This is a genomic window from Serratia sp. GW822-FHT06D09 (assembly GCF_058799515.1).
Map to the genome: position 1 here is coordinate 165,951 of NZ_JBXALO010000004.1, position 15,435 is coordinate 181,385.

Below are 15,435 nucleotides of genomic sequence, written 5' to 3' on the forward strand. Positions count from 1 at the left end.
TTGCCCGCCGGATCCACCTGGCGGGCACTCTAATTGACGGAAAGAGAATGGTGCGATTTCCCTACCCGCGTTTGGCCTATCTGTTCGATGCTTTGCAGTCTGAAACCTTGCCGCAGGACGAGTTGGCGAAACGTTTTGCCGTGTCCACCCGAACCGTGCGGGCTGATATCACCGCGCTGAACGATATTTTGGAAAAATATGGTGCGCACTTTGTGCATAGCCGCGGTGCGGGCTATCGCCTGCAGGTGGATGACGCCAGGTTGTTCAGCGCCCTGCAGCATCAGGAGCGTAAAAAACACGCCACGCCACGCAGCGCACAGGAGCGGGTACACTATCTGCTGGTTCGTTTTTTGACCTCAGCCTTTTCTCTGAAGCTAGAAGATTTAGCCGACGAATGGTTTGTCAGCCGCGGCACGCTGCAAAACGACATGGCTGAGGTGAGGGAGCGCCTGGCGCACTATCAGTTGACCATCGAGACCAAGCCGCGCTATGGCATGAAGCTGTTCGGCTCGGAGATGGCGATCCGCGCCTGCCTGACCGACTTGTTATTCCAACTGCATTTGGCCGATGCCGAGAACCCATTGCTTAACAATGAGATCCTGCAGCAACCGCAGGTGGCGACCTTTGCCGGGCTGCTGCATCCGCTGTTGTCTCAATATGCTATTCGTCTGACCGACGAAGGTGAACAGTACCTGATTTTCTACTGTGCGGTGGCATTGCGGCGCATTACCGACGGCTATCCGTTGCCGGATTTTGACGTTGAGGACGGTGATGACGCTGTGCGTAAGGCTTCTACCTGGCTAGCCGGGGAGTTACGCAAAGCCAGCGGCAAAGAGGTCTCGATGGCGGAGGAGGCTTATCTACGGGTCAACATCGCCGCGCGTCGTGTGCAGGAGGTGCAGCCGACCGAGATCAACGCCGACGATGAAGAAGCGCTGGTGGATTACATCCTGTCGTATATCAATTCGCACTATAACTACAACCTGCAAGGGGACAAGCAGCTGCGGGCCGATCTGCTCACCCACATCAAAACCATGATCACCCGGGTGAAATACCAGATTAATATCCCCAACCCGCTGTTGGCGAACATCAAGCAGCACTACCCGATGGCCTACGACGTGACGCTGGCGGCCGTATCGAGCTGGGGAAAATACACGCCTTATACCCTGAGTGAAAACGAGATCGGCTATTTGGTGCTGCACATTGGCGTTGGCCTGGAGCGGCATTACAACATCGGTTATGAGCGCCATCCGCAGGTGATGTTGGTCTGCGATACCGGCAACTCGACGGTCCGGATGATCCAGGCGCAAATCGCACGCAAATACCCGCAGTTGGTGATGACGCGCATCGTTTCGCTACGCGATTACGAGGTGCTCAATCATATCGACGAAGACTTTGTCATTTCCAACGCGCGGGTCAGTGAAAAGAACAAACCGGTGGTGGTGATGTCACCGTTCCCGACCGAATACCAACTAGAACAGTTGGGTAAGCTGGTGCTGGTGGATCGCACCAAGCCCTATATGCTGGAGAAGTTTTTCGACGCCGACCATTTTATGGTGGTGAACGAGCCGCTGACTCAGGCGCAATTGTTCCAGAAAGTGTGCAGCCAGCTTGAGCGCGAAGGCTACGTGGGTGGTGACTTTTATCCGTCGGTCGTAGAGCGCGAGGCGATAGTTTCCACGCTGCTGGGCGAGGGGATCGCACTGCCGCACTCGCTGGGCCTGTTGGCGAAAAAAACCGTGGTGGTGACGTTGCTGGCGCCGCAGGGTGTGGTCTGGGGAGAGGGCGAAATCGCCCACGTGATCTTCCTGTTGGCGATCAGCAAAAGCGATTACGAAGAAGCGATGGCTATTTATGAGCTGTTTGTCACCTTTGTACGCGAGCGGTCAATGAGCCGCCTGTTGGGCAGCAACAACTTCGATAGCTTCAAGGCGGTGGCGCTGGACTGTTTGAGCCGGATCTAGGACTGGAGGGGTTAGGTCTAATGAAAAGGGCGCAATAGCGCCCCCAGTATTTTAGTCTTCGTCAAAACCGGAATTAATCAGTTCAATCACCGCGGCCAGCGCTTTAACCTCATCCGGCCCGGTGGCTTCCACCTCGATATGGCGCCCTTGCGCAGAGTCCAGCATCAGCAGCGCAATCACGCTGCTGGCCTCGGCCTCGGTGCCGCTGTCGTTGCGCAGCATCACTTCGGCATCAAAACTCTGCACCAGCTCGAACAGCTTCATCGCCGGGCGGGCGTGCATGCCCAGTTTGTTTTTGATTTCAACCGTTTGCTTGACCGTCATTGTTTGCGTTTTTCCAGCGTGCGGTGGCGTGACTGTACGTTCTTGCCGCGTGAGCGGAAGTAATCGGCCAACTGTTCCGCTACGTAGACTGAACGGTGTTTACCGCCGGTACAGCCAATGGCCACCGTCAGATAGCTGCGGTTGTTGGTTTCCAGCATTGGCAACCACTGTTCCAGATAGCTGCGGGTCTGGTAGATAAAGTTGTGCACCTCAGTGTGGCGATCGAGGAATGAGGCGACGGGTTTATCCAGGCCGGTCATCGGGCGAAGTTTAGGATCCCAGTGTGGGTTCGGCAGGAAACGTACGTCGAACACGTAATCGGCGTCGATCGGGATACCGTGCTTAAAGCCGAAGGATTCAAACACCATGGTCAGCTCGCGCTCGCGTTTGCCCAGTAAACGGGTACGCAGCATTTCGGCCAGTTCATGCACCGACATTTCCGAGGTGTCGATGATCAGATCGGCTCGTGAACGCAGTGGTTCCAGCAGATCGCTTTCTTCATCGATGGCGCTTTCCAGCGACAGATTCTTGCTGGACAGCGGGTGTAAGCGACGAGTATCACTGTAACGACGAATCAGTGTGTTACGGTCGGCATCAAGGAACAGCAACTGCGGCGAAAAGCTGTCCGGCAGTTGGGTCATCGCATATTCAAACACTTCCGGCGATTCCGGCATGTTACGCACGTCGATGCTTACCGCCGCGGAGCTGTTGCGTTCCGCCAGCGTATTGGCAAGCTGCGGCAGCAGTACCACGGGCAGGTTATCAACGCAGTAAAAACCCATGTCTTCCAGCGCCCGTAAGGCGACGGATTTCCCTGAACCGGAACGGCCGCTGACAATCATCAGCACCATGTGGCAACTCCCCCTGGCATCTCAGTGGCGTTTATCGCCACCGTTAGAAACTTTATTATTCCGGCCTGAACCGGAATCCATCATGGCTAAACAGTATCGTTATCCGGGCTGGAAGTCACGCCAGCCGGGCGTTACTCGGTGATGATTTGGTAAAGCTCTTCGTCACTTTGCGCCGCGCGCAGGCGGCGGCATACTGTTTTGTCGGCCAGACGCTTGGCGACCAGAGACAGGGTATGCAGATGGGTTTTACATTGGTCGGCCGGCACCAGCAGGGCGAACAGCAGATCGACCGGCTGGTTATCAATGGCGTCGAAGGCGATAGGTTGGTCGAGACGAATAAACACGCCAACGGCCCGCAGTGTGTCCTCTTCCAGTTTGCCATGGGGGATGGCGATACCGTTGCCGATACCGGTGCTGCCCATGCGCTCGCGGGTGAGAACCGCGTCAAATACCACCTGGGGTGGCAGATTGAGCTGTTTGGCGGCCAGTTCGCTGATAATTTCCAAAGCCCGTTTCTTGCTGGTGCAATGTACGGAGCTTCTGGTGCACTCGATATTTAATACCGAGCTTAACTGCATTGTTTCGTTGTTCATCTCATCTTCACTTAAAACCACACCAGCAAGCAGGCTTGTGAGGTGATTTTTCGCCTTGTTTAACCCTGATGGCTTATCGGCGCGTACCCAAACAGGTAACGCGCCGATGGCCGAGGCTACGTTTGAGCCGTACCCGCTGACGGAAACGGCCCAGAATGTCAGTGTTGTTTCAGTTTGTCTTTATGTTTGTTCAATTGACGCGCCAGTTTGTCGATCAGGGTATCAATTGCCGCATACATGTTCTCGTCTTCCGAGGTGGCGTGCAACTCGCCTCCATTCACGTGCACCGTCGCTTCTGCAATCTGCTGCACTTTTTCCACACTAAGCACGACATACACCTGATTTATGCGGTCAAAATACTGTTCGAGTTTGGCGAACTTGGTGTTCACGAACTCACGCAAAGGTTCGGTGATTTCGATGTGGTGTCCGGTAATGTTGAGCTGCATAGTGTCTTCCTTCTCAATAGAGGTCAAACCAACTGTTTACGTTGGTTGGACGGCGGGATGGACAAAGACTCTCGGTACTTGGCGACGGTACGCCGCGCCACGATGATCCCCTGATCGGAGAGCAGGGTAGCCAGCTTGCTGTCGCTGAGCGGTTTGGCGGGGTTTTCCGCCGCAATCAATTTCTTCACCACCGCCCGGATCGCCGTAGAGGAAGCTTCGCCCCCGCTGTCGGTATTCACGTGGCTTGAGAAGAAATATTTCAATTCGAAAATGCCGCGCGGACTGTGCAAAAACTTCTGCGTGGTCACGCGTGAGATTGTCGATTCATGCATCTCCACGGCCTGAGCGATATCCGCCAGCACCATGGGCTTCATAAATTCCGCGCCTTGCTCAAAGAACGCCTGCTGCTGCTCGACGATGCAGCGCGAAACTTTCAGCAGGGTGTCATTGCGGCTTTCCAGGCTCTTGATCAGCCATTTCGCCTCCTGCAAATTGCTGCGGATGTACTGACCGTCGCTGTCGTTACGCGCGCTATTGCCCAGAGCGGCATACTGCTGATTGATCTTCAGCCTTGGGATGCTGTCGCTGTTGAGCTCGACCGTCCACACATCCTGCACTTTGCGTACCAGCACGTCCGGGATCACGTACTCAGATTCGCCGGTGTTGATCGACTGGCCTGGACGCGGATCGAGTGACTGGATCAGCAACATCGCTTCTTTCAGTGTATCTTCTTTTGAGCGCGTTGTTCGCATCAGGCTGCGAAAGTCGTGGTTAGCCAGCAAGTCCAGATGTTCGCTGATGATCAGGCGCGCTTCCGCCAGGTAAGGCGTGTCTTGGGCGTATTGGGATAGCTGAACCAGCAGACAATCGCGCAGGTCGCGCGCCGCGACGCCAACCGGATCAAACCGCTGTACGCGCTTCAATACCGCCTCGACTTCGTCCATTGTCACATTCTCGTCACCCATGCTCTCCAGAATGTCTTCCAGCGGCACGGTGAGATAGCCGGTGTCATCGACGGCGTCGACGATCGAGGTGGCAATGGCAGCATCGGTATCGGAAAACGGCGTCAGATCCACCTGCCACATCAGGTAATCCTGCAGGGTTTGGGTGGTTTCACCCTGATACACCGGCAGTTCGTCGTCACTGTAATCGGTGCGAGTTCCTGACGGAGTTCCGGCGGTATAGATCTCGTCCCAGGTGGCGTCCAGCGGCAGCTCTTCGGGCATGTCCTTTTGTTCCAGCGCCTCCCGGGTATCCAAACCTTCGGTTTCGGTCGTCTCTTTCGCGTCGATTTCTTCGTGCAGATCGGTCTGTTCAAGCAGTGGATTGCTCTCTAACGCCAGCTGTATCTCCTGCTGGAGCTCAAGCGTGGACAACTGCAGCAGTCGTATGGCCTGCTGGAGCTGGGGGGTCATTGCCAGTTGTTGGCTAAACCTGAGTTGCAAACCTTGCTTCATATTCTTCAGTCTACTTCCGTTAACAGTCGCCCATCAGGACGCGCCGGTACTCAGAGGCGGAATTCTTCGCCCAGATAAACGCGTTTTACCTGCTCATCGGCCAGAATAGCATCCGGCGTGCCGTGAGCAATCAGTTTGCCCTGGCTGACGATATAGGCGCGTTCACACACGTCCAGCGTTTCGCGCACGTTATGGTCGGTGATCAGCACGCCCAGGCCGCTGTCACGCAAGTGCTCGATAATTTTTTTAATGTCGATAACGGAAATCGGGTCAACCCCGGCGAAGGGTTCATCCAGCAGGATGAATTTCGGGTTAGCCGCCAGCGCACGGGCGATCTCCACGCGGCGACGTTCGCCACCGGACAGCGCCTGGCCCAGGTTGTCGCGCAGATGGGAGATATGGAACTCTTCCATCAGCTCCACCGCACGGTCCGCCCGCTGTTCGCTGCTGAGATCGTCACGGATCTCCAGCACCGCCATCAGGTTGTCGTAAACGCTCAGGCGGCGGAAGATCGAGGCTTCCTGCGGCAGATAGCCGATGCCACGACGCGCACGGGCGTGCAGCGGCAGCAGGCTGATGTCTTCTTCGTCAATCACGATACGTCCGGCGTCACGCTGAACGATACCGACCACCATGTAGAACGTGGTGGTCTTGCCGGCGCCGTTTGGCCCCAGCAGGCCGACGATCTCGCCGGATTTCACTTTCAGGCTGACGTCTTCAACGACTTTGCGGCCCTTGTAGGCTTTCGCCAGGTTTTCTGCGATGAGTGTAGCCATAAGTGATTAGTTACTCTTGTTTTGCCCGTTTTTGTCTTGCAACTGCGACGGTACCAGAACCGTAGTCACGCGCTTGCCTTTATCGCTAAACGCCTGCATTTGCTGCTGTTGCACCAGGTAGGTGATGCGATCGCCCTTGACGTTGCTGTCGAGCTGTTCCAGGTAGGCGTTCCCGGTCAGGGTCACCAACTGAGACGCCACATCGTAACGCACCTTCTGAGCGTGGCCTTTCACCGGCTTGCCGCTGTCTTGCATCTGATAGAAGGTTACCGGGTTGCCGAAAGCTTCAATATAGGTTTTGTTCTGATCGCCGCCTGGGCGGGTGACCACGACTTTGTCCGCTTTGATATCGATGGTGCCTTGCTTGATCACCACGTTATCGGTAAAGGTGCTGACGTTGCTCTGCATGTCCAGAGACTGTTTCAGCGAGTCGATGCTCACCGGCTGATTGGAGTCGGACTTCAGCGCCCATGCGGGGGCGCTGGCGGCCAAAATCAAGCTGCCGATTAACAGATTACGGCTTGGTTTGTTGGTTTTGAATTTCATAGTTGGTCTTAACCTTATCAATCAGCTCAGCGGTCTTGGCCCGCAGGTTCCCACGCATTTTCATGCCGTTAGAGGTGAAGTTCGTCCCGTAGAGCGTCACTTCGTCATCCGAAGACACATCCTGGGTCACCAGGTTCACCTGAGCATTGTCTGTTTTAATTTTTTCCAGCTGCGACGTGGTGGTCAGGCTGTTCACCTCGACGTGGCCGTAAAGATACAGCATCCGGTCTTTAGTCAGTTTGGCGCGGTCGGCGCGAACTGACCAGGTGGCCACCGCGTTTTCATCAAACAGCGTCATCACCGGCTGGGTGAACCAGCTTAATTCATCGGCGGTATAGTACTTCACGTCTTCCGCCACCAGCTTGTAACTCAGCTTGCCGGTCGGATTGTACACTATGGTGACCGTATGCTGGCTCTGATAAGTCGGGTCCTGGCTGTTCACCGGTCCCGGAGCAGTATCATCACTGAAATCCGTCATGTTCCAGCCAATCAGCGCCAGTGCGATCACCGCCAGCAGCACGGTGATCCAAAGTTTGGTTTTACTCATATCGATAGCCCTTTGGCGTCTTCCAGCTTGTTTTGAGCCAAAAGAATAATGTCGCACAGCTCACGCACCGCACCGCGGCCGCCGGCAATGCGGGTAACATAATGGGCCCGTGGCGTCAGCAGCGGGTGCGCATCTGCCACCGCGACCGCCAGGCCAACCTGCGCCATCACCGGCCAGTCGATCAGGTCATCGCCGATATAGGCGACCTGATCCGCCGTCAGCGACAGTGTATCCAACAGTTCGCGGAAGGCCAAAAGCTTATCGGATTGCCCCTGATAAAGGTGCGTGATGCCGAGCGTTTTAGCCCGGTCTTCCAATAGCTTGGCGGAGCGACCGGTAATGATCGCCACTTCGATATCCGAGGTTTTCAGGCAGCGGATGCCGTAACCGTCGCGTACGTTGAACGCTTTTAATTCTTCGCCATTGTTGCCCATGAAAATCAGGCCGTCTGACAGCACGCCATCGACATCACAAATCAGCAGGCGGATTTTGCCGGCACGCGCCATGACATCTTGCTCTACAGGCCCGTAGCAGGTTTCAACCAGACTCATTGAGTTCTCTTCCATAGTTAAACGACGCCGGCGCGCAGCATGTCATGCATATGTACCACACCCAGCAATTGGTCGCCATCGGCAACCAGCAACGCGGTGATATGGCGCTGCTGCATCAGGTTCAGCGCGTCGACCGCCAGCAGGTTCGGGCGTACCCGCACGCCGCCGAGCGTCATGACATCGACGATCCGCGCTTCGTTGAGATTGATGCCCATATCGAAAATCCGGCGCAGGTCACCGTCGGTGAAGATACCGGCGATTTTCATCAAATCATCGCAGATAACCGTCATGCCCAGATTTTTGCGGGTAATTTCCAGTAGCGCGTCGCGCAGCGATGCATCGGCGCTGACGTGAGGAATTTCATCGCCGCTGTGCATGATGTCGCAGACGCGCAGCAACAGGCGGCGACCCAGAGCGCCTCCCGGGTGCGATAACGCAAAATCTTCCGGCGTGAAACCGCGTGCCTTTAACAGTGCGACGGCCAACGCATCCCCCATCACCAGAGTAGCGGTGGTGCTGGTGGTCGGCGCCAGGCCGAGTGGGCAAGCTTCCTGTGGCACCTTGATGCACAGGTGAATATCCGCCGCTTTGCCCATCGAACTTTCCGGGTTGTTGGTCATGCAGATCAGCGGGATGCGCTGACGCTTCAATACCGGGATCAGCGCCTGTATTTCGTTAGACTCACCCGAATTGGAAATGGCGAGCACAATATCCTGTGCGGTGACCATGCCGAGATCGCCATGGCTGGCCTCGGCCGGGTGAACAAAGAACGACGGCGTTCCGGTGCTGGCGAAGGTGGCGGCAATCTTGCAGCCGATGTGCCCGGATTTACCCATGCCCATCACCACCACTTTGCCGCTGCATTCGGCGATCAACTCGCAGGCGCGGGTAAAGTCTGCATTGATGTATTGATCGAGCTGGGCCAGCCCGTCACGCTCAATCTGCAGCACTTCTTTGCCTGCCTGCTGAAAATCAAAGCCCGGTTGCAACTGAATGTTCGACATGCTCATTCCCATCGGTCATACCCGTCATCTCTCAAGTTACAGCGCCGTTACCACTCATCCCGGTGACTTACCTGAGTAAGCGCCTGGGGATGAGTGAGCTTGCCGCCTGGCTGCAACTTGAAAGCTAGAGGCTATAGCTAAATGAATTGAAAGGGTTAAAAAACAGCACCGCAAGGTACGCAATAAAACCACATAATAACAGAGCGCCGGCCAGATGGCCGATGCGATGTTTGCGCCCGATGCACAGGGCGCTGAGCACAATGCTGACCGCCAGCATGACCCAGTAATCGCGATGGAAGGCGGCGCCATCGACGGTCCCCGGAGACAGCAGGGCGGGCACGCCCAGCACGATCACCGTGTTGAAAATGTTGGAGCCGATGATATTGCCAATTGCCATATCATCTTCGCCCTTGAGTGCCCCGGCGATGGACGTCGCCAATTCTGGCAAGCTGGTGCCGATGGCGATGACGGTCAGGCCGACCACCAACTCACTCATACCGAAATAGTGCGCGATGACCGTGGCGTTATCGACCACCATTTTGGAAGACAGCGGCAGAATGATAAACGCCAGCACCAGCCACAGTATCGCCACGGTGTTGCTGCTGTCCTGCGGCAGTTCGGCGATTTGCTCCACGGTCAGGCTGTCGCTGCCTTCGCGCTGCGCCAACCGGGCAATTTTCAACATCAACAGAATAAATACCGCGGCGGCAGCCAACAGCAGCACGCCATCCAGCCGGCTCAGCGTGCCGTCCATCAGCACGAAACCGCACAATACTGTGACCGCCAACATCAGCGGCAGTTCGCGCCGCAACACTTCGGATCGCGCCGCCAGCGGGTGTATCAGCGCGGCAACGCCGAGGATCAGTAAAATATTCGTGATGTTGGAACCTAGTACGTTCCCCACGGCCATATCTATTTGCCCGTTCAGTGCCGCAGTGGTCGACACGAACAGCTCTGGCAGTGAAGTGCCTATGCCGACGATGGTCATACCGATAATCAGCGGTGGCACGCCGAGTGAACGGGAAATTACCGCAGCACCGTAAACTAAGCGGTCTGCACCATATACCAGTAAAAATAAACCAACGATTAATAAAGCTATCGCGAGAAACATGCAGGGTCCTTTGTTGGGTATCATCCCGGTTCGTTGGTTAAAAGCCGTAATTCGGCTATCTTGCTTTGCCCTCCGTTGCGCAGGTTAAAACCGCAGCAACGGGTTTTCCCGGCTAATATATGAACACTTTCGTTTTTTTTCGTTATGGCGCCAATTTTGACCGGGTGGCGGGTAAAAGTAAAACCTATGGCACCATTGGTAGCGAAATGGCGGTAAGTTTTTGTAAAGATGAGACGCATTGCGCCCGTTGCTTTAACATCGTGGGTAGATTTGGCAAAAATGACCCGTGAAGGATCAATTAACATGCACCAGAAGGCAGAGAATCTGGTCGAAGTTCGCGACATGACGTTCACGCGCGGCGATCGACTGATATTCGAAGATATCAACCTGACGGTTCCCCGTGGCAAGGTCACGGCGATCATGGGGCCGTCCGGCATTGGCAAAACGACGCTGCTGCGTTTGATTGGCGGTCAACTGGCACCGGACAGCGGTGAAATCTGGTTTGATGGCGATAACATTCCCGCGTTGTCTCGCCATCAACTGTATGAAGCGCGCAAGAAAATGAGCATGCTGTTTCAGTCTGGTGCGCTGTTCACCGATCTGACGGTGTTCGAAAACGTGGCGTACCCGCTGCGCGAACATAGCCGTTTGCCGGAGCCCATTCTGCGCAGCACGGTGATGATGAAGCTGGAAGCGGTTGGACTGCGTGGCGCAGCCGATCTGATGCCCAATGAATTGTCCGGCGGTATGGCGCGCCGTGCCGCACTGGCGCGAGCGATTGCGCTCGATCCGGAGATGATCATGTTCGACGAACCTTTCGTCGGCCAGGATCCCATCACCATGGGCGTGCTGGTGAAGCTGATCGATGAGCTGAATCATGCACTGGGCATTACCTGCATCGTGGTTTCGCACGACGTGCCGGAAGTGCTGAGCATCGCCGACTACGCTTACATTGTGGCCGATCATCGGGTGATAGCCGAAGGCACGGCGCAGCAATTACAGAACAATCCTGATGCACGCGTGCGCCAGTTCCTGGATGGTATTGCCGATGGGCCGGTACCCTTCCGTTATCCGGCCGGTGATTATCAGGCCGAGCTGTTAGGTTTAGGGAGTAAATAAGCTGATGTTATTTCAGGCGTTAGCGTCGTTAGGACGCCGTGGCATCAACACCAGCGCCAGCTTTGGGCGTGCTGGGTTGATGCTGTTCAACGCGCTGGTCGGGCGGCCTGAGCCGCGCAGGCAGTGGCCACTGTTGCTCAAGCAGTTGCACAGCGTGGGCGTGCAGTCGCTGCTGATCATCGTGGTTTCCGGGTTGTTTATCGGTATGGTGCTGGGGTTGCAGGGTTATCTGGTACTGACCACTTACAGCGCAGAAGCCAGCCTGGGCATGATGGTGGCGTTATCGCTGCTGCGTGAACTGGGCCCGGTGGTCACCGCGTTGCTGTTTGCCGGGCGTGCCGGCTCTGCATTGACGGCCGAAATTGGCCTGATGAAGGCAACGGAACAAATTTCCAGCCTGGAAATGATGGCCGTCGATCCGCTGCGGCGTATCGTTGCGCCGCGCTTCTGGGCCGGTTTGATCAGCATGCCCTTGCTGACGATGATTTTTGTCGCTATCGGTATCTGGGGCGGCTCGGTGGTGGGCGTAGACTGGAAGGGCATTGACAGTGGCTTCTTCTGGTCGGCCATGCAGGGCGCCGTTGAGTGGAAAAAAGACTTGCTCAACTGCCTGATCAAGAGCGTGGTATTTGCCATCACCGTGACCTGGATTGCCATCTTCAACGGGTATGATGCCGTACCCACCTCTGAAGGGATAAGCCGGGCAACGACCCGTACCGTGGTACATTCGTCACTGGCGGTGTTGGGATTGGATTTCGTGCTGACAGCACTGATGTTTGGGAATTGATTCGATGCAAACGAAGAAGAGTGAAATCTGGGTTGGGGCATTTATGCTGATTGCGCTGTGCGCCATCGTGTTTTTGTGCCTGCAAGTGGCGAACATTAAGTCGATCGGTAACGAGCCAACATACCGCATCTACGCGACCTTCGATAACATCGGTGGTTTGAAAGCGCGTTCTCCGGTGAAAATCGGCGGTGTGATGATTGGCCGAGTGGCTGATATTACGCTCGATCCTAAAACCTATACGCCGCGCGTAGCCCTGGATATCCAGGATAAATACGACCAGATCCCGGACACCAGCTCACTGGCGATCCGTACCTCCGGCCTATTGGGGGAGCAATATCTGGCGCTGAACGTCGGTTTTGAAGATCCGGATATGGGCACGGCCATCTTGAAAGATGGCGGCACGATTCAGGACACCAAATCAGCCATGGTTCTGGAAGATCTGATCGGCCAGTTCCTGTATAAGAGCGGCGGTCAGGATGATGCTGCCAAAACAGGAGACGCGGCTGCTCAGCCGGCTGCCGGTGCAGCTCCACAAACCGCTGCCCCTATTCATTAAGAGAGGAAACCTGCATGTTTAAACGTTTACTTATGGTTGCCCTGCTGGTGGTCGCACCGCTGGCGAATGCGGTCGATCAGACCAATCCTTACAGCCTGATGCAAGACGCGGCTGAGAAGACCTTCACCCGTCTGAAAACCGAACAGCCGAAGATCAAGCAGGACCCTAACTACCTGCGTTCCGTGGTGCATCAGGAGCTGATGCCGTTTGTGCAGGTCAAATACGCCGGTGCGCTGGTGCTGGGCCGTTTTTACAAAGAAGCGACGCCGGCGCAGCGTGAAGCCTACTTCACCGCATTCCAGGCCTACCTGGAACAGGCTTACGGCCAGGCGCTGGCGATGTACCACGGCCAAACTTATCAGATTGAGCCAGAGAAGCCGCTGGGCGACGCCAGCATTGTGGCGATCCGCGTGACCATCATCGACAACGGCGGTCGTCCGCCGGTGCGTCTGGACTTCCAGTGGCGCAAAAACACCAAAACCGGCCACTGGCAGGCTTATGACATGATCGCCGAAGGCGTCAGCATGATCACCACCAAGCAGAACGAGTGGGCTTCTACGCTGCGTACCCAGGGGATCGACGGCCTGACCAAGCAGCTGCAGGCGGCGGCGGCTCAGCCGATTACTCTGGATCAGAAAAACTGATGTCAGCTGCACTCAGCTTTGAATCGCAGCAACAGACCCTGATCCTGCGCGGTGCGTTGGATCGGGAAACCCTGTTGCCGTTGTGGGAACAGCGGGAAATGTTGCTGGCGGATAAAACCGCTATCGACGTTGCTCAACTGCAGCGGGTGGACTCGTCCGGGTTGGCACTGCTGGTGCATCTGCGCGAACAGCAACGCCAGCATGGCGTGGAATTAAAAATTTCTGGCGCCGGCGATCGCTTGAAAACGCTGATCGCACTGTACAATCTGCAAGCAATAATGCCTGTCGATACCGCTGGTTAGCCCGATTTTCGACTGGATGAAGACGTTTTCTCCCCAGAAAGCCCCTGTTGTACAGGGGCTTTTTCTTTAGTTTAAGAAAACGTCGTATTCCACTAAGATATCAGGCTGATTATGATCCTTTTGATACAGAACTGGATACTATGGAAAATAGCGAGATTAAAGATGTGCTGATGCGCGCATTGGCACTGGAAGAAGCACATGTTACCGGCGACGGCAGCCATTTTCAGGTGATCGTGGTCGGTGAGCTGTTTGCCGCCATGAGCCGCGTCAAGAAACAACAGGCGGTCTATGCGCCGTTGATGGAATACATTGCGGACAACCGTATTCACGCCTTGTCGATTAAGGCGTACACCCCTGAAGAGTGGCAGCGAGATCGCAAACTCAACGGATTTTAAGGCTGTTTGCCCAGCGGGGCGGGCAGCGTCAGTTTAGATAACAGAGAGTAGTCAAATGGATAAATTTCGTGTGCAGGGCCGGACCCGCCTCAGCGGTGAAGTGGCTATTTCCGGGGCTAAAAACGCCGCCCTGCCGATCCTGTTCGCCGCATTGTTAGCGGAAGAGCCGGTCGAGTTGCAGAATGTCCCGAAGCTGAAGGACATCGACACCACCATTAAGCTACTCAGCCAATTAGGCACCAAGATTGAACGCAACGGTTCCGTATTCGTTGACGCCAGCGGCGTGAACGAATTCTGTGCACCCTACGATCTGGTGAAAACCATGCGCGCCTCTATCTGGGCGTTGGGGCCGTTGGTTGCCCGTTTCGGCCGTGGTCAGGTTTCTCTGCCGGGCGGCTGCGCCATCGGTGCGCGTCCGGTCGATCTGCATATTACCGGTCTGGAACAGCTCGGTGCAGAGATCAAACTGGAAGAAGGCTATGTTAAAGCTTCCGTCGATGGCCGCCTGAAGGGCGCACACATCGTTATGGACAAGGTCAGCGTTGGCGCTACCGTGACCATCATGAGTGCTGCCACCCTGGCGACCGGTACCACCGTGATTGAGAATGCTGCGCGTGAACCGGAAATTGTCGATACGGCCAACTTCCTCAACACGCTCGGCGCAAAAATCACCGGTGCCGGCAGTGACCGCATCACTATCGAAGGGGTTGATCGTCTGGGTGGCGGTGTTTATCGCGTTCTGCCGGATCGCATCGAGACCGGTACCTTCCTGATCGCTGCAGCCGTTTCCGGTGGCAAGGTGATGTGCCGTGATACCCGTCCTGATACGCTGGATGCCGTGTTGGCCAAGCTGCGCGAAGCCGGTGCGGATATCGAAGTGGGCGAAGACTGGATCAGTCTGGATATGCATGGCAAACGCCCTAAAGCGGTGACCGTGCGTACTGCGCCACACCCGGGGTTCCCGACCGATATGCAGGCTCAGTTCAGCCTGCTGAACCTGGTTGCGGAAGGCACCGGTGTGATCACCGAAACCATCTTTGAAAACCGCTTCATGCATGTGCCTGAGCTGATCCGTATGGGTGCACACGCTGAGATCGAGAGCAACACCGTGATTTGCCACGGCGTTGAGCAACTGTCAGGGGCTCAGGTGATGGCGACCGATCTGCGTGCTTCAGCCAGCCTGGTATTGGCCGGTTGCATCGCCGATGGCGTGACCGTCGTCGATCGTATCTATCACATCGACCGCGGTTATGAGCGTATCGAAGACAAGCTGCGCGCGCTGGGTGCTAATATCGAGCGTGTGAAAGGCGAGTAATTTGTCTGACGGGCATTTTTTATTCGGTCCCTGAAGGCTCAGTGCAGGCAGAATTGCCGTCAATATCCCGCATTTCTCTGCCGCCGCAATGAACGGCAATTGGAGGGGCCGTAGGCGCGGCCCCTCCACCTGCGCCCTCGCTTAACA

General features: G+C 55.9%; 20 protein-coding genes. 8 read left to right on the forward strand and 12 right to left on the reverse strand.

What is annotated here, in order from left to right; all coding sequences use genetic code 11:
* Positions 1-47: 47 nt before the first annotated feature.
* A complete protein-coding gene (locus tag AC1RKG_RS11740; protein WP_400826804.1) occupies positions 48-1,964 on the forward strand; it encodes a BglG family transcription antiterminator in 1,917 nt (638 codons plus the stop codon).
* A 51-nt stretch (positions 1,965-2,015) separates the two neighbouring features.
* Here AC1RKG_RS11740 and npr read toward each other — a convergent pair whose 3' ends face one another.
* From npr to AC1RKG_RS11800, 12 genes are all read right to left on the reverse strand, one after another.
* Positions 2,016-2,288, reverse strand: coding sequence for a PTS phosphocarrier protein NPr (npr, locus tag AC1RKG_RS11745; protein WP_020831874.1), 273 nt, complete (start codon positions 2,286-2,288; stop codon positions 2,016-2,018).
* The gene (gene rapZ / locus AC1RKG_RS11750) at positions 2,285-3,139 is read right to left on the reverse strand and encodes an RNase adapter RapZ (RefSeq protein ID WP_012147065.1); all 855 of its coding nucleotides are present in this window, start codon (positions 3,137-3,139) and stop codon (positions 2,285-2,287) included. The genes npr and rapZ overlap by 4 nt, the downstream gene beginning before the upstream one ends.
* 131 nt (positions 3,140-3,270) lie before the next feature.
* Positions 3,271-3,732: a PTS IIA-like nitrogen regulatory protein PtsN gene (gene ptsN / locus AC1RKG_RS11755; RefSeq protein WP_115060613.1), complete on the reverse strand. Its 462-nt coding sequence runs from the start codon at positions 3,730-3,732 to the stop codon at positions 3,271-3,273.
* Between the two features lie 158 nt (positions 3,733-3,890).
* Positions 3,891-4,178 carry a ribosome hibernation promoting factor gene (hpf, locus tag AC1RKG_RS11760; RefSeq protein ID WP_004948547.1) on the reverse strand — a complete coding sequence of 96 codons (288 nt, stop codon included), beginning with the start codon at positions 4,176-4,178 and terminating at the stop codon, positions 3,891-3,893.
* A 23-nt stretch (positions 4,179-4,201) separates the two neighbouring features.
* Positions 4,202-5,635, reverse strand: a complete 1,434-nt coding sequence (gene rpoN, locus AC1RKG_RS11765; protein ID WP_020831868.1) for an RNA polymerase factor sigma-54 — start codon at positions 5,633-5,635, stop codon at positions 4,202-4,204.
* Positions 5,636-5,685: 50 nt separating this feature from the next.
* Entirely contained in the window at positions 5,686-6,411 is a 726-nt protein-coding gene (lptB, locus tag AC1RKG_RS11770) for an LPS export ABC transporter ATP-binding protein (RefSeq protein WP_020831867.1), read from the reverse strand.
* 6 nt (positions 6,412-6,417) lie between these two features.
* Positions 6,418-6,957 carry a lipopolysaccharide ABC transporter substrate-binding protein LptA gene (gene lptA / locus AC1RKG_RS11775; protein WP_020831865.1) on the reverse strand — a complete coding sequence of 180 codons (540 nt, stop codon included), beginning with the start codon at positions 6,955-6,957 and terminating at the stop codon, positions 6,418-6,420.
* On the reverse strand, positions 6,926-7,504 hold the full coding sequence (gene lptC, locus AC1RKG_RS11780) for an LPS export ABC transporter periplasmic protein LptC (RefSeq protein ID WP_115060611.1): 579 nt from the start codon (positions 7,502-7,504) through the stop codon (positions 6,926-6,928). The genes lptA and lptC overlap by 32 nt, the downstream gene beginning before the upstream one ends.
* Positions 7,501-8,055 (reverse strand): 3-deoxy-manno-octulosonate-8-phosphatase KdsC, encoded by a 555-nt coding sequence (gene kdsC / locus AC1RKG_RS11785; RefSeq protein WP_122080298.1) that lies wholly within the window; start codon positions 8,053-8,055, stop codon positions 7,501-7,503. The genes lptC and kdsC overlap by 4 nt, the downstream gene beginning before the upstream one ends.
* 17 nt (positions 8,056-8,072) lie before the next feature.
* Positions 8,073-9,059 carry an arabinose-5-phosphate isomerase KdsD gene (gene kdsD, locus AC1RKG_RS11790; RefSeq protein ID WP_044553673.1) on the reverse strand — a complete coding sequence of 329 codons (987 nt, stop codon included), beginning with the start codon at positions 9,057-9,059 and terminating at the stop codon, positions 8,073-8,075.
* A 124-nt stretch (positions 9,060-9,183) separates the two neighbouring features.
* Positions 9,184-10,170: a calcium/sodium antiporter gene (locus tag AC1RKG_RS11795; protein ID WP_122080297.1), complete on the reverse strand. Its 987-nt coding sequence runs from the start codon at positions 10,168-10,170 to the stop codon at positions 9,184-9,186.
* A 20-nt stretch (positions 10,171-10,190) separates the two neighbouring features.
* Positions 10,191-10,475 carry a hypothetical protein gene (locus tag AC1RKG_RS11800; RefSeq protein WP_153263146.1) on the reverse strand — a complete coding sequence of 95 codons (285 nt, stop codon included), beginning with the start codon at positions 10,473-10,475 and terminating at the stop codon, positions 10,191-10,193.
* Between AC1RKG_RS11800 and mlaF the strand changes: the two genes are divergently transcribed.
* The 7 genes from mlaF to murA all read left to right on the forward strand — a co-directional run bounded on the left by mlaF (position 10,474) and on the right by murA (position 15,288).
* Positions 10,474-11,289, forward strand: coding sequence for a phospholipid ABC transporter ATP-binding protein MlaF (gene mlaF / locus AC1RKG_RS11805; RefSeq protein WP_020831858.1), 816 nt, complete (start codon positions 10,474-10,476; stop codon positions 11,287-11,289). The genes AC1RKG_RS11800 and mlaF overlap by 2 nt on opposite strands.
* Before the next feature lie 4 nt (positions 11,290-11,293).
* Positions 11,294-12,076 carry a lipid asymmetry maintenance ABC transporter permease subunit MlaE gene (mlaE, locus tag AC1RKG_RS11810; RefSeq protein WP_046372552.1) on the forward strand — a complete coding sequence of 261 codons (783 nt, stop codon included), beginning with the start codon at positions 11,294-11,296 and terminating at the stop codon, positions 12,074-12,076.
* Between the two features lie 4 nt (positions 12,077-12,080).
* Entirely contained in the window at positions 12,081-12,632 is a 552-nt protein-coding gene (gene mlaD, locus AC1RKG_RS11815) for an outer membrane lipid asymmetry maintenance protein MlaD (protein ID WP_493183099.1), read from the forward strand.
* A gap of 14 nt (positions 12,633-12,646) precedes the next feature.
* Positions 12,647-13,276: a phospholipid-binding protein MlaC gene (gene mlaC, locus AC1RKG_RS11820; RefSeq protein ID WP_044553666.1), complete on the forward strand. Its 630-nt coding sequence runs from the start codon at positions 12,647-12,649 to the stop codon at positions 13,274-13,276.
* Positions 13,276-13,578, forward strand: coding sequence for a lipid asymmetry maintenance protein MlaB (gene mlaB, locus AC1RKG_RS11825; RefSeq protein ID WP_493183100.1), 303 nt, complete (start codon positions 13,276-13,278; stop codon positions 13,576-13,578). The genes mlaC and mlaB overlap by 1 nt, the downstream gene beginning before the upstream one ends.
* A 140-nt stretch (positions 13,579-13,718) precedes the next feature.
* Positions 13,719-13,973 carry a BolA family iron metabolism protein IbaG gene (ibaG, locus tag AC1RKG_RS11830; protein WP_020831850.1) on the forward strand — a complete coding sequence of 85 codons (255 nt, stop codon included), beginning with the start codon at positions 13,719-13,721 and terminating at the stop codon, positions 13,971-13,973.
* Between the two features lie 55 nt (positions 13,974-14,028).
* Positions 14,029-15,288, forward strand: coding sequence for a UDP-N-acetylglucosamine 1-carboxyvinyltransferase (gene murA, locus AC1RKG_RS11835; RefSeq protein WP_130017013.1), 1,260 nt, complete (start codon positions 14,029-14,031; stop codon positions 15,286-15,288).
* The last annotated feature ends 147 nt before the right edge of the window (positions 15,289-15,435 follow it).